The following is an 18995-nucleotide window of genomic DNA, read 5'->3' as shown; positions in this document are numbered from 1 at the left end:
TCGGGCGCTCGTGGTGTACCGCCGGAAGTCGCGCGTCGGCCGCGGCGGGGATCCCTCACCCGTCCTTGCCGGGGATGAGGTGCTCGGATCTCAGGTAGGTGCGGGCCACGTCCTCGGGGAGCCGCCGCCAGCTGTCCACCTGTTCGTTCAGCCGGGCCAGGTCCGCGGTGGTCAGTACGGTGTTGAGCCTGCCCAGCGCCTTGCGCACGCCCGCGCCGCCGGCACGGGAGCGGTTCACGACGGGGACGAGGTAGTCGGCGTTCTGGAGGTGCTTGTCGTCGGCGAGCAGGACGAGTCCGAAGTCGTCCAGGGTGGCGTCGGTGGTGGTGGTCAGGACCATCTGGTCCCGGCCGCTCTGTACGGCCTGCTTGGCCTGGGTGGTGCCGACGCCCTTGGGGTCGACCGCGGTGATGTCGATCCCGTACGTCTTCCTCAGCCCCGGCGCGCAGTAGGGGCGCTCGACGCATTCGTCGCCGGCCGCGAGGCGTACCGGCAGACCGGACCGGCCCAGGTCGCCGAGCGTCTTCAGGTGGTGTTTCCCCGCGTAGGCGGCGGTGACGGCGAAGGCGTTCTGGTCGACCGCCCTGCCGGGGTCCAGGACGGTCAGGCCACGGGGTGCGGCGAGGGCGCGCAGGGCCTTCATGGTGGCGGCGAGGTCCGGCGATCCGACGGGGTCGGCGTCGGATCCGTTCTTCTTGGCGTTCAGCCAGTCGGCGAACGTGGCCGCGTACTCGGGGACGATGTCGATCTGGCCGTTCTCCAGGGCGGGTTCGCAGATCTCCCGGTTGGTGACGGAGATGATCTTCGTGGAGTATCCGGCGCGCCGGAGCAGCAGGGCGTACATCTGGGCGAGCAGGTCGCTCTCGGTGAAGCCGGCGGAGCCGATGGTCAGGTGCTTGCTGTCGCCGGGCGGTGCGGTGACCTCGCCCTGGTTCTCCAGGGCGGGGCCGGTGGAGCAGGCGGTGGCCGCCAGCAGCACGAGCGCGGTGAGCGGGCGCCGGGACCTCACCCGGTCTCCCCCGCGCGCAGCCCGAGCCTGCTGGGCGCGAGCCGCTGCGCCGCCTCGAAGATCCCCTCGACGACCAGCGCGAACACGGCGACCAGGACCGCTCCGGCGACCACCTGGGCGGTGGAGGCGAGGTTGAACCCGGCGGTGATGATGCGGCCGAGCCCGCCGCCGCCCGCCAGGGCCGCGATGGTGGCCGTGGCGACGAGCTGGACGGCCGCGATGCGCACGCCGGTGAGGATGAGCGGCAGGGCGAGCGGCATCTCCACCTGGAGCAGCAGTTGCCGGCCCGTCATGCCCATGCCCCGGGCGGCGCGGACGACGTCCTGGTCGACCTCGCGCATGCCGACGTAGGCGTTGGTGAGCAGTGGGGGCACGGCGAACAGGACGAGCGCCACGATGGTCGGGCCCTCGCCCCAGCGGCCGACCGGGGTGAGCAGGAGCAGCACCAGGACGGCGAAGGTGGGGACGGCCCGCCCGATGTTGGAGAGGTTGACGGCGAGTGCGCCGCCCTTGCCGAGGTGGCCGAGGAGCAGCGCGACGGGCAGGGCGATGAGGCAGCTGACGAGCAGGCAGACGGCGGTGAGGTAGAGGTGCTGGACGAGCCGGGCCCCGATGCCGTCCTGGCCGTGCCAGTGCGCGGAGGTCGTCAGCCAGGACCAGGCGTCCAGGAGGGTGTTCACGACCGGCTCCTGGTCCACGGGGTCAGCAGGCGTTGCAGCAGCAGGAGGAGCAGGTCGGCGGCGACGGCGATGACGACGCACAGGACGGACGCGGTGAGCACCTGGGCCTTGAAGTACGTGTTCATCCCGGAGTAGATGAGGTTGCCGAGTCCTCCGTAGCCGACGATCGCGCCGATGGTGACCAGGGAGACCGCGGAGACGGTGGCGATGCGCAGGCCGGCCATGGCTGCGGGCAGGGCGAGCGGGAGCTCCACGGCCAGGAGCAGTCGTACGGGTCCGTATCCCATGCCGCGCGCGGCCTGCCGGGTCTCCTCGGGGACCGCGCGCAGCCCGGCGAGGACGTTGCGTACGAGCAGGGTCAGCGAGTAGAGGACGAGGCCGGCGACGACGAGCGAGGCGGACAGTCCGTACACCGGCAGCAGCAGGGAGAACATGGCGAGCGACGGAATGGTGTAGAGAATCGTCGTCACCCCGAGCACGGGGCCGGCCGCCCAGTGCCAGCGGCGGGCGGCGAGGGCGAGCGGGAGCGCGAGGACGAGGCCGATGAGCACGGCCACCGCGGTCAGCTGCACGTGTTGCAGGACGGCGTCCCAGAGGATGTGCCGGCGGGAACTCAGGTAGGCGCCGCAGACCCACTCGTTGCGCGCGAGGCAGTCGTCGGGGGGCGCGGTCACCCGTCCATTGCAGCCCGCGCGCCGCGGGTGCGCGCCTTCTGGGCGTCCGTTCGGGGCGCGCGCACGGGCGACGGCGGGCCGAGGGGGCGGGCAACGCCGCCCGACCCGGGCTTCCCCCCGGCCGCGGCGCGGCTGTCCAGGATCTCCAGGACCCGCTGCCCCCACCGCAGGTTCTCCTCCTCGAAGGACCGGCCGCGCATCAGGGTCAGATAGGGGCCGATGCGTTCGGTCTCCGCGATGAAGGCAGCCTCGTCGCGGCCGGCCAGCAGGCGTTCGCGCAGCCGTTCGTACCGGTCGAGCTTGGCGCGTGCCCATTCCATGCGCTCCTCGACCGACGCGCGGACCGCGTCCCGGTCGCCGATGTCCACGGCTTGGGTCATCACCAGGAGCTCGTCCCGGATCGCCGTGGGGCGGGGCGCTTTCGCGGTGAACGCGGCGAGCGCGTCGTGGCCGGCCCCGGTCAGCGTGAACACCTTCTTGTTCGGGCGGCGCTGCTGCTCCACCACGCGTGACTCGATCAGCCCGTCCGCCGCCAGCCGGTCCAGTTCCCGGTAGAGCTGCTGCGGTGTGGCGGACCAGAAGTTCGCCACCGAGACGTCGAAGACCTTGGCCAGGTCGTATCCGGACGCCTCGTCTTCGAGCAGGGCCGCCAGGACGGCGTACTTGAGTGACATCTGGACACGCTAACACCGATGTGATTAATCTCGTTCACACCTATTCAACAAATTGACTATGGGAGTCCGGGATGCTTGCTTTCCGTAAGGCCGTCGAGGCACACGACATCGCGGCCGCCGAGGCCACGCTCGCCGAGGACGTCGTCTTCACCAGCCCGGTGGCATTCAAGCCCTACGCCGGAAAGCCGCTCACCGCCGCGATCCTGCGTGCCGTGTCCGAGGTGTTCACGGACTTCCGCTACGTGCAGGAGATGGCGAGCGCGGACGGACGCGAGCACGCTCTCGTCTTCACGGCGAAGGTGGGCGACCGCGAGATCAACGGCTGCGACTTCCTCCATCTGAACGAGGCGGGCGAGATCGACAGCCTCATGGTGATGGTCCGGCCGCTGTCCGCGGCACAGGCCCTGGCCGCGGAGATGGGAGCGCGGTTCGAGCAGATCGGCCGCGAGGCCGCAGCCGGCTGACCCGGCCCGGGGCGAGCCCGCACCCCGGGAAGCGCGCCATGACGGCGGGCATCACGGTGTCGACCGGAAGCGCCGGGCGTATTGTCCGCTTATGGGCAATGTCGGTCCTGTGACGGACTCCGTGGACGATCTCCTGGACGCGGCGGTGGCGCGTGCCGTGCGGGAGACGGGGGCCGCGGTGGCCATGCTGTACGTGCTGCCGCCCGGGAGCCCCACCCTGCGGCTCGCCGTGCTCGCCGGGGTGCCGCAGGAGATGGCCGACCCCTGGCTCCGGGTGCCGCTGTCCGCTCCCATGCCGGTGGCCGACGCGGTGAAGGACCGGCATCTGGTGTGGCTGGGCAGCCAGGAGGAGCTGGCCCGGAGCTATCCGCGTCCCGCGCTCGTCCTTCCCTACCGTTTCGCGCTGGCGGCCGCGCCCGTCCTGGCGGGGACCGAGGCTCTCGGCGGTCTCGTGCTGCTGTGGCCCGGCTCGCACCCGCCGCAGCTGGCACCGCGGGAGCGGGCAGCGGTCCACGACTGCTGCGGCGAGGCAGCGCGGGTGCTGCACGAGGCGCGGGAGAAGGGGCGGCCGGTCGGCGCGGGGGCCGGGCCCCGGGTGCTGCCGCCGGTCACCACCGCCCCGTCCGCACGCGCCGAGGCGGTCGCCGCGGCCGACTTCGTCGCCCGGCTGCCGGGCGGCTGCTGCACCCTGGACACGCACGGACGGATCACCTACCTCACGGACGCGGGCGCCGCCCTGGTCGGCAAACCGGCGGACGAGCTGGTGGGAACGCTGCCCTGGGAGTCGCTGCGCTGGCTCGCCGATCCGCACTTCGAGGACCAGTACCGGGGAGCGATGATCAGCCGCGAGCCGATGTCCTTCACCGCGCTGCGACCGCCGGACCAGTGGCTGTCCTTCTGCCTCTACCCCGACGCGTCCGGCATCAGCGTCTACATCACTCCCGTCGCCGCGCCGCACTCCCCCACGCCTCCCACGGCCGCCGCCGCACCGCCGAGCACCCCTGGCCGGGCGGTGGCGCTCTACCAGTTGATGCACCTGGCGGCGACGCTCACCGAGGCCGTCGGCATCCGCGACGTGGTCGAGCTGATCTCCGAGCAGTTCGTGCCGGCCTTCCGTATCCAGGCATTCGCCGTGATGACGGCGGCGGAGGGGCGGCTGCGGATCGACGGACACCGTGGTTTCACCGCCGAACTGATGGAGTGCTTCGAGGGCGCGCCCCTGAGTTCGCACGCCCCTGTCGCACACGTCCTGACCACGGGGGTGCCCGCCTTCTACCGCACTTTCGACGCGTTCAAGCGCACCTTCGAGCCCGCCACGCTCCAGCAGGACCTGGCCGCATGGGCGTTCCTCCCGCTGCTCGCCTCGGGACGCCCGGTGGGCACGCTGGTGCTCGGTTACGAACGTACGCGCCCCTTCGAGCCGGAGGAGCGAGCCCTGCTCACCTCGATCGCCGGGCTGATCGCCCAGGCCCTGGACCGGGCGCGCCTGTTCGACACCAAGGAACAGCTGGCGCACAGCCTCCAGGCCCACCTGCTCCCGCACACCCTCCCCGCGATCGACGGCCTGGACGTGGCCGCCCGCTATCTGCCGGCCACCCGGGGCATGGGGATCGGCGGCGACTTCTACGACGTGATCCGGCTGGACGCCACCACCGCCGCCGCGGCCATCGGCGACGTGCAGGGCCACAACGTGAAGGCCGCCGTCCTGATGGGCCAGGTCCGCACGGCGGTGCACGCCTCGGCGGGCGCGCCGCCCGCCGAGGTCCTGGAGCGGACCAACCGTCTGCTCACCGATCTCGACCCCGGCCTCTTCACCAGCTGCCTCTACGTCCACCTGGACCTGGCCGGCCACCGGGCCCTGCTGGCCACGGCCGGGCATCCGCCGCCGCTGCTGCGCCGTCCCGGAGGGCAGACCGAGGTACTGCGGCTGCCTCCCGGGCTGCTGCTCGGCATCGACCGGGCGGCGCGTTACCCGACGACCGAGATCCCGCTGCCGCCCGGCGCCGCCCTCGCCCTGTACACCGACGGCCTGGTGGAGGTGCCCGGCACCGATCTCGACGCGTCGACGGCGGCCCTCGCCGGCCAGTTCGCCCGGGGCACCGGCCGCTCCATGGACGCCCTGGCCGACAGCCTCGTCCGGTACGCGCAGCACGCCACGCCGGGCAGCGACGACATCGCGCTCCTCCTCATCGAGGCGCTGGGGAAGGAGCACGGCTGACGCGCCCCCGCCCACGGCCCGGGGCGTTGATACGATCACCGTCCCATGGACACTGCCGGCACGATCCCGATGGTCACCGTCCCCGCGGGCCGGGTCACCCTCTCCGACCGCCGCACACAGCGCAGTTGGGACGTGGACCTCTCTCCTTACCGGCTCGCCGCGCACCCCGTCACCCAGGAGCTGTACGCGAAGGTCACCGGCGAGCGGCCCAGCAGCGCGCGGGGCGAACGGCTCCCCGTCGAGGGCGTGTCCTGGCTTGACGCGGTCCGGTTCTGCAACGCCCTGTCCCGGCAGGAGGGCCTGGCACCCGCCTACCGCCTGGGCACGGCGGCCGAGGACACCGAGTGGGACGGGCACGCCGACGGATTCCGGCTGCCGTCCGAGGCGGAGTGGGAGCACGCCTGCCGCGCCGGCACGGACACGGCGCGGTACGGGGAACTGGACGAGATCGCCTGGCACCGGGGCAACTCCGGGGAGCGGCCGCACGAGGTCGGCGGACGGAGGCCCAACGCGTGGGGGCTGTACGACACGCTGGGCAATGTGTGGGAGTGGTGCTGGGACGTCTACGACGCCGAGGTGTACGGCAGTTACCGGGTGCTGCGCGGCGGCGGCTGGTTCGACGAGCGCTGGAGCTGCCGGGCCTCGGTGCGGCGGCGCAGCCACCCGACGTTCCGGATCGACGACACGGGGTTCCGAATCGCCCGCTCCGCTCCGCGCTGAGCCGTGAAGCTGCCGGGCCCGGCCGCGGCCCCCCGGGGCGTCCGGTTGCGGGGCGCTCCGGGGTGGCCTTGACTGGAACGAGGTGGGCGATTTCCTCCTCCCCTCCCCCCGTCTGGGGGTGAATGCCGTGCTGTTCGCCGACCGCGCCGACGCCGGCCGACGGCTCGCCGAGGCGCTCGGACCGCTCGCGCAGAGCGACCCCGTCGTGCTGGGCCTTCCCCGCGGCGGTGTGCCCGTGGCCTTCCATGTCGCGCGGGAGCTCGGCGCTCCGCTCGATGTGATCGTGGTCCGCAAGCTGGGCGTCCCCCGCCATCCGGAGCTGGGCTTCGGGGCCATCGGGGAGGACGGGGTGCGGATCATCAGCGAGGACATCGTGCGCCGGGCCGGGGTCGGTGAGGCCGACATCGCCGCCGTCCAGCAGGCCGAGGAGGCCGAACTGTCCCGCCGGGCAAGGGAGTTCCGAGGCGACCGGCCGCGCGTGCCGCTCGCGGGGCGCACGGTGATCCTCGTGGACGACGGCATCGCGACCGGTGCGACGGCCCTCGCCGCCTGTGCCGTGGCCCGTGCCCAGGGCGCGGCCCATGTGGTGCTGGCCGTGCCGGTCGCGCCTCCTTCCGCCGCCACCCGGCTGCGCGGGGAGGCGGACGAGCTGGTGTGTCTGTCGGCGCCGGCCGGGTTCTCCGCGGTGGGCGAGTGGTACCGGGACTTCGGCCAGACGCCGGACGAGGAGGTCGTGTCGCTGCTGGAGCGGGCGGCGCGGCGGTCCGGGCCCCTGGCGTCCAGCGACGTGCTGGTGGAGGCCGGCGGGGTGGCCCTGCCCGGCAGTCTCACCCGGGCCGGTGACACCGGGGCCCTCGTGGTGTTCGCGCACGGCTCCGGCAGCAGCAGGCACAGCCCGCGCAACCGGTCCGTGGCGGCGGCACTGAACCGGGCCGGCCTCGGCACCCTGCTGTTCGACCTGCTCACGCCCGACGAGGAGGCCGAGGGCTCCCACGTCTTCGACATCTCGACGCTCGCCGGACGGCTCGTGGACGCCACCGCCTGGCTGCGGCTCCACGCACCCGGCCCCCTCGGCGTGTTCGGGGCGAGCACAGGGGCCGCCGCGGCCCTCCAGGCGGCGGCGATGGTCGGGGCGGAGCCCGGCACGGGGATCGGCGCGGTCGTCTCGCGCGGCGGCCGGCCCGACCTCGCGGGTGCCCGTCTCGGCGAGGTCCGCTCCCCGACCCTGCTCCTCGTGGGGAGCAGGGACACCGAGGTACTCGAACTGAACCGCAGGGCCCAGGCGGAGCTGCACTGCGAGAGCCGGCTCGACATCGTTCCCGGCGCCACTCACCTCTTCGAGGAACCGGGCACCCTGGACGAGGTCGCGCAGCGGGCCCGCGCGTGGTTCATCGACCACTTGGCGCCGGGTACCGGCTGACGGGAGGCCCCGCCACCGGGTCCGAACGGATTCGCGCACACGAGGCAACCCTCGCCGTGGATACGCCGTCTTGATCCACAGCAAGGCGGCACACCGCACACACGACGACCCCACCCCTCCCCCCTTCACGAATGCACGGGCCGGAGAGCCGGCCAACTATACCCTCCATGTATACATGCGGCGTATAGTTGCGGCCGGGCCGGTCCGCCTATGCGCGAAAGGCTCCCATGCACAGCAAAGCACTGGCGCCCGAATACCAGGGCGCCCTCACCAAGATGTCCGTGAACGCATCCCTCACGGACGTCCTGGCCGAGGGGATACGCCACCTGGAAGCGGCCGAACGCTCCGGCTCCGCGCGGGAAGTGGCCCGGACGGGGCTCGCCGTGGCCGAGGCGCACCGCCGGCTCGGCCACGTGGCGGACGCCGACCGCGCGTGGAAGGCCAGTTACCGCGCCGCCCGGTCGGCGGACGACGCCGGGGCGATGGCCTGGGCGCTGTGGAGCGGTGGGACGCTCGCCCGCCAGCGCGGCCGACTCCGCCTGGCCTTCCGTCTGCTGGGCCTGGCGGCGGACATGGGCAAGCGGGGTGGCGACGTGGTCGCCCGCGGCTACTCGCTCGCCGGGCTCGCGGAGACCGGGCGGATCCAGGGCGACTACCGCACCGTCGCGTCCCTGCACGAGCAGTTGCTCGCCGAGGCCCGCGCCCGCGGAGAGGCCCGCCACACCGTCTGGGCCCTGGAGGGCATCGCGCAGATCCACCGCAACACCGGCTCGCTCGACACCGCGCTGGCGATGTTCGAAGAGGCGGCGCAGCTGGCCGGGGACGCCGACGACCGGCGGGGCCGGGCCTGGGCGCTGCGCGGCATGGCCGACATCATCTCCGTACGCGACAACGACCCGGACCGGGCGCTCGGCCTGCTCGCGGAGGCCGAAGTCACCTGCCGCGAGATGAAGTTGTCGAGCGCCCTGGCCTACAACCACAAGATGCGCGCCAACGTGCTCTACCGTGCCGGACGCTACGAGGAGGCCAGGCAGGTCTACGAAGGGGCTCTGGAGGAGTTCCGTGCGATGACCGAGCCCCGGGGCGAGGCACTCTCCCGGCTCGGTCTGGTGAAGTCGCTCGCCCGGCTCGGGCGTGACAGCGGGGAGACGGCCGCCGATCTGGACGCGCTGCGCGCCACGCTCGACGGGATCGGGCTGCTCAACGCCCGGGACATGGTCGACCGGGCCTACACGGAGCTGGGCGTCGGGCCGGCCGGTGACAGGGTGCCGGCCGCGGGCGGACGCCGATGACGCCTCCCGTGACCTCGCCGGCCACCGCGCCGCAGATACTCGCCCGCTGCCGCGGACTGATCCGTCCCGCCCTGTGCCGGGCCGTGCGGCAACTGCACCCGTGGCACGGTGAGATCACCGCGTTCTCGCTCGGCTGGGACGGGGTCGACGGCGGGGACGTGCCCGGTGCGCAGGGCAAGGGCGTCCGCCAGGCTCTGGCGGTGCTCGGCGCCGAGGCGGTCGGGGCGAAGGCGGGGAGCGCGGTCGCCGGAGCGGTCGCCGTCGAGCTGATCCACACGTTCTCCCTCCTGCACGACGACATCATGGACGGCGACGAGACGCGCAGGAGGCGGGCCACCGCCTGGAAGGCGTACGGGACCGGGCCGGCGGTGCTCGCGGGGGACGCACTGTTCGCGCAGGCCGTGCAGACCCTGGCCGACGCACCGGGCGGCACCTGTGTGCCGGCGGTCCGGCTGCTCGCCGCGACCCTCACCGACCTGGTGCGCGGCCAGGCCGACGACCTGCTCTTCGAGTCGCGGCCCTGGACCGGGCCGGACGCCGTCCGGCCGCACGAGTACCGGCTGATGGCCGAGCACAAGACCGGTGCGCTGCTGGGGTGCGCGGCCGGTCTCGGCGCACTGCTCGGCGGCGCCGGACGCACGGAGGCCGACGCCCTCACCGCCGCCGGGAGGCATCTCGGGGTGGCGTTCCAGGCGGCGGACGACGTGCTGGGCATCTGGGGCGATCCCGCGGTCACGGGCAAGCCGGTCCACAGCGACCTGCGGCGCGGCAAGAAGACGTACCCGGTGCTGGCGGCGCTCGCCTCGGGCGGGCCGTCGGCGACGGAGCTGGGGGCGCTGCTGCGCGGCGGCCTGCTGGACGACGCGGCCGTCGGGCGGGCGGCCGGCCTGGTCGACGCGGCGGGCGGGCGCGCCGCCGCCACGGCCGAGGCCCGCCGCCACCTGGAGAGCGCGCGGGCCTGCCTGGAGAGCGTTCCGCTGGCACCGCAGGCCCTGGAGGACATGCTCACGCTGCTCCCGTACGTGGTCGAACGCACCGGGTGACACGTCGTCGGTGGGCGGGGCGGGCCGCCCCGCCCACCGGGTGTCAGGGGTGCATGGACGCGCCCTTGAGGATCTTGTCCACGGCGTTGCGGGGGCCGTGCACGGCCAGGCCCACCAGGTCCATCCCGTCCCCGCGCACCGCGCGCACCGCCGCCCGGTTGTCCCGGTCGTTGCCCGTGGCGAAGAGGTCCGAGGTGAACACCGAAAGGGGAACTCCCCGGCCGACGGCGCGGCCGTGGGCGGTGGTCAGCAGTTCCTTCGTGCCCTCGAAGACCAGCACCGGCTGACGGAACATCGGCAGGTACGGGGTGTCGTCGGCGTCGGCGTAGGGCTCGCCGACCACCTCGGGGACGGCGGTGCCGAGGCCGCTGACCAGGAAGGCCGTGACGTTCAGCCGCTGCCAGGTCTCCAGGTCGTCCCGGAGCAGTACGGCGATCTTGGTGTCGAAGCGGACGGGGGCAGGGGCGGTGGTATCGGCTGTCATGCCCCGAGCCTGCCGGGCCGGAGGCGCCCGGTCTTGTACGAACTTTGCACGTCGGCGCGCGACCGCGTCCGGCGTACGATCGGCACATGGCTGCCCGTCCGGACATCACCGCCTGGTGTCCGCCCGTGGAGGGAATCGCAGAGGTCTTCCACGCGCACTTCACCGACCACGTCTACCCCATGCACACGCACGACGCGTGGACGCTGCTTCTGGTGGACGAGGGCATGGTCCGCTACGACCTGGACCACCACGAGCACGGCGTACTCACCCACACGGTGACGCTGCTGCCCCCGCACGTGCCGCACAACGGCGGGGCGGCCACCCCGGAGGGGTTCCGCAAGCGCGTCCTGTACCTCGATGTCCCGCAGGTGGACGAGCGGCTCATCGGCCGGGCCGTGGTCCGGCCCGTCCTCCACGATCCGGCGCTGCGCAGCCGCATCGACAGCCTCCACCGGGCCCTCGCGGGTCCGGGCGACGAACTGGAGGCGGCGAGCCGGCTCGCCCTGGTGTCGGAGCGTCTCGAACAGCATCTGCGCGACCGGCTCGACCCCGTCCCCTACGTCCACGACAGCAGGGTCGCGCACCGGCTTCGGGATCTGCTGGACGAGAAGTACGTCGAGGGCATCACGCTCCGGGAGGCGGCCGCCCGGCTGCATGCCCACCACGCGCATCTGGTGCGGGCCTTCAGCCGCGAGTTCGGCATGGCACCGCACCAGTACGTGACGGGGCGGCGGGTCGACCTCGCCCGCCGGCTGCTGCTGCGCGGAGTCCCGGCGTCGGCCGTGGCGTCTTCGGCGGGCTTCTACGACCAGTCCCATCTGACCCGCCACTTCAAGCGGGTGGTCGGCACGGGCCCGGGACACTACGCGCGTACGCGCGGGGCGTGAGCCGGGGTTCTAGCGGCGTTCCAGCACTCCCCGGACGAAAGCCGCCTGGCCCGCGTGCTGGAGGTCGTCCGACAGGACGCTCATCAGACGCACCCCCAGGGTGACCGGCGGCGACCAGGCCTCGTCGACGACCCGGTCCAGCGCGTGGCCGTCGAGGCCGCCGACGAAGCCGAGCGTGTGGTCGTGCACGGCGTCGTGGTAGCCGAGGAGCAGGTCCGCCGAGCCCACGCGCACGGCCCCGACCTGCTCGCTGCTCTGCCCGTACCCGGTCGCGTCGGCGGTGAACGGCAGATCGAAACGGCCGGCCCAGTCCTGGGCGAACCAGATCTGTTCCGTGCCGGCCGCGTCCGCGATGTGATCGTCCTGCACACGGGTCAGATGCCACACCAGCCAGGCGATCGAGTTGGCGCCGTCGTCCAGCCTGGCGTGGAGGTCGTCGGGTTCGAGCCCTTCGACGGCCATGTGCACGGTCTCCCGGATGCGGGAGTATCCATCCGTCAAAATGTCAGCGACGTTCATGCTGTCACCTTGGCCGCTCCCCGCGCCCGGAGCGCCCTCGACACGCCCTGCGGCGGGCGCCGGCGGGAAGGACCCGTCCGGCGCCCGCCCGGTGCTCAGCTGTAGACGCCGAACTCCCAGAGCGAGTAGCCCCAGGCCGTGCCCCGCTGCGTGAGGTCGAGCTTCACGTAGCGGGCGGTCTGCGCGATGTCGAGGTCGTCGGCGTCACCGTTCCCGTCGGTGGTGGTGTACACCGACCGCCAGGAGCTGCCGTCGTCCGAGACCAGCACCTCGTAGGACTTGGCGTACGCCGGGTCCCACACCAGCTGGAGGTGGCTGAAGGACTTCCGCTCGCCGAGGTCGACCTGGATGGACTGCGGGTCGCTCCAGTCGCTGGCCCACCGGGTGTCCAGCCGTCCGTCGGTCGCCATCCCCGCGGTGCAGGGGCAGCCGCTGCTGCCGGTCTGCGCGGAGGTGGCGGTGGCGGGGCGGCCGAGTGCCAGGTTGGTGCCGCTGACCGGGGGCACCACGACCTTCACCGACTTGGTCTCGATTCCGGCGTTGCCGTGCCCGTCCTCGGCCTGGATGTACACCTTCCACACGCCGAGCCGCGCGGGCGCGGTCACCGCGAAGGTGCCGTTGCCGGTGGACCGCCAGTCGGCCTCGACCAGGCCCTTGTCGCCGGTCGCGTAGTTGCCGCTCAGATAGATCTTGTACGTGACCGGGTCGTTGTCCGGGTCGCGCACGTCGGCCCGGACGGTGAACTCCCTGCCCGCGGGCGCGCCTCCGGCGTTCTCGACGGTCATGCCGCTGATGACGGGCGGGGTGTTGTCGCCCGCGGTGGAACCGGTGTACGCCTTCTTCAGGGCGTAGTACGAGAGCCGCTTCTTGCCGTCGGGCACCAGGTTGAACCAGACACCGCCGAAGTCGTGCTCCGTGCCGTAGTGGAAGAAGGTGGCGCCCAGAGCGACGCCCTGGTGGGCGGTGACGCAGTTCCACGCCTGGGTGTAGCCCTCGGCCTTCTGCACGTCGGTGGGCTCGTCCGGGACGCCGTTGGCGTCGTTCGGGACCTCCCACTCACCGGCCGGGCCGCCCTCGGTGATGATGTAGGGCTTGGTGTAGCCGCCGGCCTCCCAGGTGGCGCGGACGCCGCAGATGTCGCCGTAGGAGTTGACCGAGTACAGGTCGAGGTCGGGGGCGTTGCGCTTGTAGTAGGGCCAGGCGCCCGTCCAGGCGTCGGTCGAGGTCACGGGGTGGTCGGGGTCGATGGTGTGGATCTTCTTCGCCACGTCGTTGACGAAGGTGGTGTACGCGTCGCGCTGCCTCTCCAGCTCGTCACCGCCGTAGCAGTTCTGCAGCCCGAGGACCGACTCGTTGCCGACGTTCCACATGAGCACACCGGGGTGGCTCTTGTACGTGTCGACCCACTTGGCGAACTCGGTGAGCGAGGAGGACTTGTACGCGTCGTCGGTGAGGTAGTCGACGCAGCCGCCGCTGCCCGGACCGCCGCCGGGCTGGAGCCAGAAGCCGCTGACGACGCGGATGCCGTTGGCAGCCGCCGCGTCCAGGAGCGGCTTGGAGGTGCCGTCGGTGCCCCAGGTGCGGATGGTGTTGACGCCCATCGACTTGAGGTCGGGCATGTAGCGTGCCGCGTCGTTGACGGACGGCCCCCAGGTCAGGCCCTTGACCTGGTACGGCTTGCCGTCGACGGTCAGCTGCCAGTTGCCCTGCGATCCGGTGACGCGGACGGCTCCGCCGGTCGCCGGAGGTGTTCCGTCGGTGGTGCCGTACACCTGGAACTCCCACAGGGAGTAGCCGTATCCGCCGGAGCGGGCCGTGCCGTGCATCCTGACGTACCGTCCGGAGCCGGTGACCGCCAGATCGTCGGTGCCGCCGTCGCCGTCGGTGACGGTCTTCAGGGTGCGCCAGTCGGACCCGTTGTCGGACGCCTGGATCTCGTACGCCTTGCCGTAGGCGGATTCCCAGGTCAGGACGACCCTGCTGAGGTCCGCGGTGGCACCCAGGTCGACCTGGATCCACTGGGGGTCGCTCCACTCGCTGGCCCAGCGGGTGGAGGTCAGGTCTCCGTCCACGGCGGCCGAGGCCGCGTAGCCGTCTCCCTCGTGGGAGGAGTCGGTCGCGGGCCGGCCCTGCGACAGCAGGGTTTCCGCGGCACGGGCGTGCGGCGCGGTGAGCAGCACCAGCGACGACGCGAGAAGACCGAGAAGAGTGATCAGCAGCGTGCCCGTGCGGGGTCTCGCGGGCAGGGCTGCGCCGGGTCTGTGCACATTCTCTCCTGGCGGAAGAGTGCGGGAGGGTGTCCCGCTGCGGGTTGGGAGAGCGCTCTCCCAGGAGAGTGACGTGTACCCGTCCAGCTGTCAACGATCAGGACGTGCCCGGTTACCCGGATCGCCGGGGAAGGGCTACGACAGGACCCCGCGCCCGGCGTCGGCGGGCTCCTCCGGGCGCCCGCCCACCCCCGCGGCCCGCGCGGCCGCGTGCAGCGAGCGCAGCGCCAGCAGGAGGAACCCGATGTCATCGAGGTAGACGGGGTCCGGCAGCAGGTCGACCGGCGAGACGGTGTAGAGCACCGCAGCCCACACCAGCGCCTTGTTGTGCAGCGGGACACCCGCGTCGACCAGCAGTTTCCTGGCTCGCACCACCCGCACCAGCAGGACGCCCGCGACGGCCACGGTGAGCAGCACGAGAAACGCGCCGATGACGATCCATGCCGTGGTGTCCATGCTTCATCTTCCACCCTCCGGCCGCGAGAAGTCCGCGAACCGGGGCATCCGCCGGTGTGACACTGCCCTCGGTCCGGTGCCGTGCGGCGGTCTCATCCCGAGCCGTGCGAACCGTGCGCCCGCCGGCGGCCGCGGCGCTTGAGCGCGCGTCGTTCGTTCTCTCCCAGGCCGCCCCACACCCCGGCGTCCTGGTTGTTCTCCAGGGCCCACCGCAGGCACTGCTCCCGCACGGGGCAGCCCCGGCACACCGTCTTGGCCTCCTCGGCCTGGACAAGTGCCGGACCGGTGGTTCCGATGGGGAAGAACAGATCCGGGTCCTCGTCACGGCAGGCCGCGTGCATGCGCCAGTTCTCCATGAACTCCCACTCCTGACAGTCGTGTGCGTCGCGTTTGCCTCGGTACGCTGCGGGTGACCGGCATTCCGCGCCCGAAACCCCCGGCGGGGGCCTCTTCGCGTCCCGCGAAGCTGCGGGGGCGGTGGCTCAGGGGCGACCATGGGAGTTGGCGGGCCTGCTTCCGGGCGCGGTGACGGCATGGGAAGGATCGTCCGTGGGCGGCACTGATGACTTGCGGATCGGCTGGGGCGAGGCCCGTCGGGCGGGCGCGCACCGGTCGCCCGAAGGCGGTCTGCTCGACGTCCTCGGCGTCGCCGCACTGGCGCTGGACGCCCAGGGCCACATCGTCCTGTGGAGCCCGCAGGCGGAACGGCTGCTCGGCTACTCGGCCCAGGAGGCGCTGGGGCAGTTCGCCGCCCGGGTCCTGGTCGCCGAGGAACACTTCGAGCTGGTGCTGCGCCTGTTCGGCGAGGTGATGCGCAGCGGCGAGGCATGGTCGGGGGTCTTCCCCGTACAGCACAAGGACGGCACCACCCGGCTCCTGGAGTTCCGCAATATGCGGCTGCAGGACGACCGGGGCGAGTTCTACGCCCTGGGTCTGGCGGCGGACGGGGAGGTGCTGCGCCGGGTGGAGCGGGATCTGGCCCTGTCGGTGGGGCTGGTCGACCAGTCGCCGATCGGGCTGGCGGTGCTGGGCGACGACCTGCGCTATCTGGCGGCCAACGCGGCGCTGGAGCGGATGGACGGCATGAGCGCCGCCGGTCATCTGGGCCGGCGGGTGGGCGAGGCGCTGCCGTTCCTCGACTCCGAAGGCATCGAGGCGGCGATGCGGGAGGTGCTGGCCAGCGGGGTGCCGCAGGTGTCGCACCAGGTGGTGGGCCGCAGCCCGGCCGATCCCGGGACCGACCGCGCCTGGTCGGTGTCGCTGTACCGGCTCGACGACTCCGGGGGCCGGGTGCTGGGGATCGCCGTGTCGCTCATCGATGTCACGGACCGCTATCGGGCGGGGGCCGAGGCGGAGCGGGCCCGGCAGCATCTGGCACTGATCGCGGATGCCTCGGTGCGCATCGGCACCACGCTCGACCTGGAGCAGACCGCCCGGGAGCTGGCCGAGGTCACCGTGCCGCAGCTCGCCGACGTCGCCGCCGTCGATGTGCTGGACAGCGTGCTCAAGGGGCGCCCGGGGTCGACCGAGGGCCCCCTCCTCATCCAGGCCCTGGCGGTCGTCGCCGCGCGGCCGACCCCCGTGGTGGCGGCGGCCGACCCGCCGGGCCACGCCGCCCACTACGGCGCCGACCGCCTGGTCACCCGCTGTGTGCGGACCGCCTCACCGGTACGGGAGCCGTATCTCGACGCGGAGAAGCTCGGCCGCATCGCCCGCGACGCCCGCTCGGCCGCGCTGCTCGCCGAGGCCGGCGCCCACTCGTACCTGGCGGTGCCCCTGATCGCCCGGGGCGAGGTGCTGGGCGCGGTCGACCTGATCCGGACGGACAACCCGCTGCCGTTCACCGCTCAGGACGAGGCGCTGGCCGGCGATCTGGCCGCCAGGGCCGCGATCGCCATCGACAACGCGCGGCTCTACCGGCAGCAGCAGGAGACCGCGCTGACGCTCCAGCGCAGCATGCTGCCGCGCAACCACCACCACCCGGAGGACCTCGACGTGGTCTCCCGCTACCGGCCGGCCGCTTCGCGGTACGAGGTCGGCGGCGACTGGTTCGACGTGATCGGGCTGCGGGGCGGCAGGACCGCGCTGGTGGTGGGCGATGTGATGGGCAGCGGGATCAACGCGGCGACCACGATGGGGCGGCTGCGTACCGCCACCCAGACGCTCTCCCGGCTCGGCCTGGAGCCCGGCGAGGTGCTCCGGCACCTGGACGAGATCACCGCCGATCTGGACCCGTGGTTCGCCACCTGCGTCTACGTCGTGTACGACCCGGACGCCGGGCTGTGCCGGCTGAGCACCGCCGGGCATCTGCCGCCGGTGCTGATCCCGGAGGGCGGTGCTCCGGTGCTCCTCGATCTGCCGGCCGGGGTGCCGCTCGGGGTGGGCGGTGTGCCGTTCAGCGATGTGACGGTGCCGATCGGGCCGGGCGACCGGCTGGTCCTGTACACGGACGGGCTCGTGGAGACGCGTGACGACGACATCGACAGCCGTCTGGAGACGCTGCTGACCTTGCTGCGCACCCCGGACCCGTCGCTCGACGCGACGTGCGACCGGCTGCTGCGGGAGTTGCGGGATCCGGACGACCACGACGACGTGGCGCTGCTGATGGCCCGGGTCCGTACGTGAGGGCGGGCGGTGGCGCGGGGTGCGCCGCCGCCCGCCGTCGCCGCCGTCCGGTCAGCGGCCGCACCCGCGCCGGGTGCGGCAGTGCGCCTGGGCGCGGACCCGGTAGCCGCCGGCGCCCAGGAAGCCCAGGCCGATGCCGAACATCCAGGAGTCCTTGGCCAGCGGGACACCGCTCTGGCTCGGCCGCAGGCTGCCCGGCTCACGCATCCCGGGGGTGCGCAGATAGAGGCCGAGGAGGCCGCCGGAGAACCCGGTGAGGACGAGGCCGGCGAGCCTGGTCGGCACGAACGGGGCCAGCAGGGTGCCGCCGACCGCGATCTCGGACCAGGCGAGCAACCGGGTGAACCGGGCGGGTTCGAGCTTGCCGAGGAACGGATAGGCGGTGCTGGCCATACCGTGCAGTCCCTGGGCGGTCGCCTCGTCGGCCTTGAGCTTGCCCAGGCCGGAGTTGAGGATGAACGCGCCGGTGGCGAGGCGCGGCGGGATATCGCGCGGTTCGGGCAACGGCATCATGGCGTGAGCCTCCACGGATCAGGTTGTCGGCCCCCGACCGAGCCTAGCCAGCGGGTGTGCCGGGCGCGCGCCGAGAGCGCCCGGGTGCCGTAGCGAGGTGGGCCATACTGATCACGGCGGGAACACGAGAGGGGGCTCAGTGGTCCAACAGCAAACGGAATACGACGTCGTGGTGGTCGGCGGCAGCGGGGTGGACACGATCGTCCGCGTCGATGCCCTGCCGGTGCCTCTGGCCGACTCGGTCATGGTCGGCCCGATCCGGGAGTGGCCCGGTCAGACCGGGGGCAATGTGGCGCTCGGCGCCCGCGCGCTGGGTCTTGAGGTGGCGTTCCTGGACTGCATCGGTGACGACTGGACCGGGACGCAGGTCCGCGAGCGGCTGGCCGGGGGCGGTGTGGAGTTCCATCCGGTGATCTCTCCGGCGGGAACCCGCCGCGCGGTGAACCTGGTGGACGCGACGGGGCGGCGGATGTCGTTCTACGACGCCCGTGACCCGGAGGACCTGCGGATGCCGCGGGACTTCTATCTGCCCCGGCTGCGCCGGGCACGCCATGTCCATCTGTCGATCACGAACTTCACGCGGTTCCTGTTCGACGACATCGAGGAGCTGGGGGTGCCGGTCTCCACCGATCTCCACGACTGGGACGGACTGAGCGACCACCAGCGGGAGTTCGCGCTCCGCTCCGATCTGGTCTTCTTCAGCGCGGCGAAGACGGGAGAGCGTGCCCCCGCGCTGATGCGGAGGATCCTGAGCGAGGGCCGGGCCACCACGGTGGTCGCCACGGCGGGCGCGGAGGGCTCCTACCTCCTGACCCGCGAGGGCGGCGAGGACCCGGTCCATGTCCCGGCGACCGTGCCGCCCGCGCCGGTGGTCGACAGCAACGGGGCGGGCGACGCGTTCGTCACCGGCTTCCTGTACGGCAGGCTCGACGGCCGGGAGCCCGTGGAGTGCGCCCGGCTGGGCGCGGTCGCCGGTGCCCACGCCTGTACGGCCCCCGGGTCGACGGCCATGATCGGCCGGGCGGAGCTGCTGGGCTCGTAGCCGGCAGC

The 18995-nt window shown here is 72.8% G+C and carries 19 protein-coding genes; 9 read left to right on the top strand and 10 right to left on the bottom strand.

The genetic code is table 11. The features are described 5' to 3' along the window. Window positions 1-55: 55 nt before the first annotated feature. Genes P8A18_RS32370 through P8A18_RS32355 form a run of 4 tightly spaced genes read right to left on the bottom strand, consistent with a single transcriptional unit; the run spans window position 56 to window position 3037 of the window. Entirely contained in the window at window positions 56-1009 is a 954-nt protein-coding gene (locus P8A18_RS32370) for an ABC transporter substrate-binding protein (protein ID WP_306060367.1), read from the bottom strand. After that, on the bottom strand, window positions 1006-1689 hold the full coding sequence (locus P8A18_RS32365) for an ABC transporter permease (protein WP_306060365.1): 684 nt from the start codon (window positions 1687-1689) through the stop codon (window positions 1006-1008). The genes P8A18_RS32370 and P8A18_RS32365 overlap by 4 nt, the downstream gene beginning before the upstream one ends. Next, window positions 1686-2363 carry an ABC transporter permease gene (locus P8A18_RS32360; protein ID WP_306060363.1) on the bottom strand — a complete coding sequence of 226 codons (678 nt, stop codon included), beginning with the start codon at window positions 2361-2363 and terminating at the stop codon, window positions 1686-1688. The genes P8A18_RS32365 and P8A18_RS32360 overlap by 4 nt, the downstream gene beginning before the upstream one ends. Further along, entirely contained in the window at window positions 2360-3037 is a 678-nt protein-coding gene (locus P8A18_RS32355) for a PadR family transcriptional regulator (protein ID WP_306060361.1), read from the bottom strand. The genes P8A18_RS32360 and P8A18_RS32355 overlap by 4 nt, the downstream gene beginning before the upstream one ends. Window positions 3038-3108: 71 nt before the next feature. On the opposite strand from P8A18_RS32355, the gene P8A18_RS32350 reads away from it, so the two are divergent. The 6 genes from P8A18_RS32350 (at window position 3109) to P8A18_RS32325 (ending at window position 10194) form a co-directional block, all read left to right on the top strand. Beyond that, on the top strand, window positions 3109-3501 hold the full coding sequence (locus P8A18_RS32350) for a nuclear transport factor 2 family protein (protein WP_306060360.1): 393 nt from the start codon (window positions 3109-3111) through the stop codon (window positions 3499-3501). 91 nt (window positions 3502-3592) lie between these two features. Next, on the top strand, window positions 3593-5719 hold the full coding sequence (locus P8A18_RS32345; RefSeq protein ID WP_306060358.1) for a SpoIIE family protein phosphatase: 2127 nt from the start codon (window positions 3593-3595) through the stop codon (window positions 5717-5719). A 45-nt stretch (window positions 5720-5764) separates the two neighbouring features. Then, a complete protein-coding gene (locus tag P8A18_RS32340) occupies window positions 5765-6439 on the top strand; it encodes a formylglycine-generating enzyme family protein (RefSeq protein WP_306060356.1) in 675 nt (224 codons plus the stop codon). A 127-nt stretch (window positions 6440-6566) separates the two neighbouring features. Next, entirely contained in the window at window positions 6567-7859 is a 1293-nt protein-coding gene (locus P8A18_RS32335) for an alpha/beta family hydrolase (protein WP_306060354.1), read from the top strand. 227 nt (window positions 7860-8086) lie between these two features. Continuing rightward, window positions 8087-9151, top strand: a complete 1065-nt coding sequence (locus P8A18_RS32330; protein WP_306060352.1) for a tetratricopeptide repeat protein — start codon at window positions 8087-8089, stop codon at window positions 9149-9151. Further along, the gene (locus P8A18_RS32325; protein WP_306060350.1) at window positions 9148-10194 is read left to right on the top strand and encodes a polyprenyl synthetase family protein; all 1047 of its coding nucleotides are present in this window, start codon (window positions 9148-9150) and stop codon (window positions 10192-10194) included. The genes P8A18_RS32330 and P8A18_RS32325 overlap by 4 nt, the downstream gene beginning before the upstream one ends. A 43-nt stretch (window positions 10195-10237) precedes the next feature. On the opposite strand, the gene P8A18_RS32320 is transcribed toward P8A18_RS32325, so the two are convergent. Next, on the bottom strand, window positions 10238-10678 hold the full coding sequence (locus tag P8A18_RS32320) for a DUF2000 domain-containing protein (RefSeq protein ID WP_306060348.1): 441 nt from the start codon (window positions 10676-10678) through the stop codon (window positions 10238-10240). Between the two features lie 86 nt (window positions 10679-10764). Between P8A18_RS32320 and P8A18_RS32315 the strand changes: the two genes are divergently transcribed. Further along, window positions 10765-11565: an AraC family transcriptional regulator gene (locus P8A18_RS32315; RefSeq protein WP_306060346.1), complete on the top strand. Its 801-nt coding sequence runs from the start codon at window positions 10765-10767 to the stop codon at window positions 11563-11565. Window positions 11566-11574: 9 nt separating this feature from the next. Here P8A18_RS32315 and P8A18_RS32310 read toward each other — a convergent pair whose 3' ends face one another. From P8A18_RS32310 to P8A18_RS32295, 4 genes are all read right to left on the bottom strand, one after another. Next, complete coding sequence (locus P8A18_RS32310) at window positions 11575-12084, bottom strand: mycothiol transferase (RefSeq protein WP_306060344.1); 510 nt, start codon at window positions 12082-12084, stop codon at window positions 11575-11577. Between the two features lie 95 nt (window positions 12085-12179). After that, window positions 12180-14351 (bottom strand): discoidin domain-containing protein, encoded by a 2172-nt coding sequence (locus P8A18_RS32305; RefSeq protein WP_306060342.1) that lies wholly within the window; start codon window positions 14349-14351, stop codon window positions 12180-12182. Window positions 14352-14486: 135 nt separating this feature from the next. Then, window positions 14487-14807 carry a YkvA family protein gene (locus P8A18_RS32300; protein ID WP_306060340.1) on the bottom strand — a complete coding sequence of 107 codons (321 nt, stop codon included), beginning with the start codon at window positions 14805-14807 and terminating at the stop codon, window positions 14487-14489. A gap of 92 nt (window positions 14808-14899) precedes the next feature. Continuing rightward, a complete protein-coding gene (locus tag P8A18_RS32295; RefSeq protein ID WP_306060338.1) occupies window positions 14900-15163 on the bottom strand; it encodes a WhiB family transcriptional regulator in 264 nt (87 codons plus the stop codon). A 193-nt stretch (window positions 15164-15356) separates the two neighbouring features. On the opposite strand from P8A18_RS32295, the gene P8A18_RS32290 reads away from it, so the two are divergent. Beyond that, window positions 15357-17432 carry a SpoIIE family protein phosphatase gene (locus P8A18_RS32290; protein WP_371933741.1) on the top strand — a complete coding sequence of 692 codons (2076 nt, stop codon included), beginning with the start codon at window positions 15357-15359 and terminating at the stop codon, window positions 17430-17432. A 51-nt stretch (window positions 17433-17483) separates the two neighbouring features. Here P8A18_RS32290 and P8A18_RS32285 read toward each other — a convergent pair whose 3' ends face one another. Further along, window positions 17484-17945, bottom strand: a complete 462-nt coding sequence (locus P8A18_RS32285) for a hypothetical protein (protein WP_306060336.1) — start codon at window positions 17943-17945, stop codon at window positions 17484-17486. A 139-nt stretch (window positions 17946-18084) separates the two neighbouring features. On the opposite strand from P8A18_RS32285, the gene P8A18_RS32280 reads away from it, so the two are divergent. Beyond that, the gene (locus P8A18_RS32280) at window positions 18085-18987 is read left to right on the top strand and encodes a carbohydrate kinase family protein (protein WP_306060334.1); all 903 of its coding nucleotides are present in this window, start codon (window positions 18085-18087) and stop codon (window positions 18985-18987) included. Window positions 18988-18995: the final 8 nt, after the last annotated feature.

It is taken from the genome of Streptomyces sp. Mut1, assembly GCF_030719295.1.
GTDB lineage: Bacteria > Actinomycetota > Actinomycetes > Streptomycetales > Streptomycetaceae > Streptomyces > Streptomyces castrisilvae.
The sequence above is the reverse complement of the archived record's forward strand: the minus strand, read 5'-3'. Positions and strand labels throughout refer to the sequence as shown.

Coding starts and splice junctions, on each gene's coding strand:
- P8A18_RS32285 (WP_306060336.1), bottom strand. CDS start 17,945: ATGATGCCGTTGCCCGAACCGCGCGATATCCCGCCGCGCCTCGCCACC.
- P8A18_RS32355 (WP_306060361.1), bottom strand. CDS start 3,037: ATGTCACTCAAGTACGCCGTCCTGGCGGCCCTGCTCGAAGACGAGGCG.
- P8A18_RS32345 (WP_306060358.1), top strand. CDS start 3,593: ATGGGCAATGTCGGTCCTGTGACGGACTCCGTGGACGATCTCCTGGAC.
- P8A18_RS32295 (WP_306060338.1), bottom strand. CDS start 15,163: ATGGAGAACTGGCGCATGCACGCGGCCTGCCGTGACGAGGACCCGGAT.
- P8A18_RS32310 (WP_306060344.1), bottom strand. CDS start 12,084: ATGAACGTCGCTGACATTTTGACGGATGGATACTCCCGCATCCGGGAG.
- P8A18_RS32315 (WP_306060346.1), top strand. CDS start 10,765: ATGGCTGCCCGTCCGGACATCACCGCCTGGTGTCCGCCCGTGGAGGGA.
- P8A18_RS32320 (WP_306060348.1), bottom strand. CDS start 10,678: ATGACAGCCGATACCACCGCCCCTGCCCCCGTCCGCTTCGACACCAAG.
- P8A18_RS32300 (WP_306060340.1), bottom strand. CDS start 14,807: ATGGACACCACGGCATGGATCGTCATCGGCGCGTTTCTCGTGCTGCTC.
- P8A18_RS32350 (WP_306060360.1), top strand. CDS start 3,109: ATGCTTGCTTTCCGTAAGGCCGTCGAGGCACACGACATCGCGGCCGCC.
- P8A18_RS32325 (WP_306060350.1), top strand. CDS start 9,148: ATGACGCCTCCCGTGACCTCGCCGGCCACCGCGCCGCAGATACTCGCC.
- P8A18_RS32340 (WP_306060356.1), top strand. CDS start 5,765: ATGGACACTGCCGGCACGATCCCGATGGTCACCGTCCCCGCGGGCCGG.
- P8A18_RS32330 (WP_306060352.1), top strand. CDS start 8,087: ATGCACAGCAAAGCACTGGCGCCCGAATACCAGGGCGCCCTCACCAAG.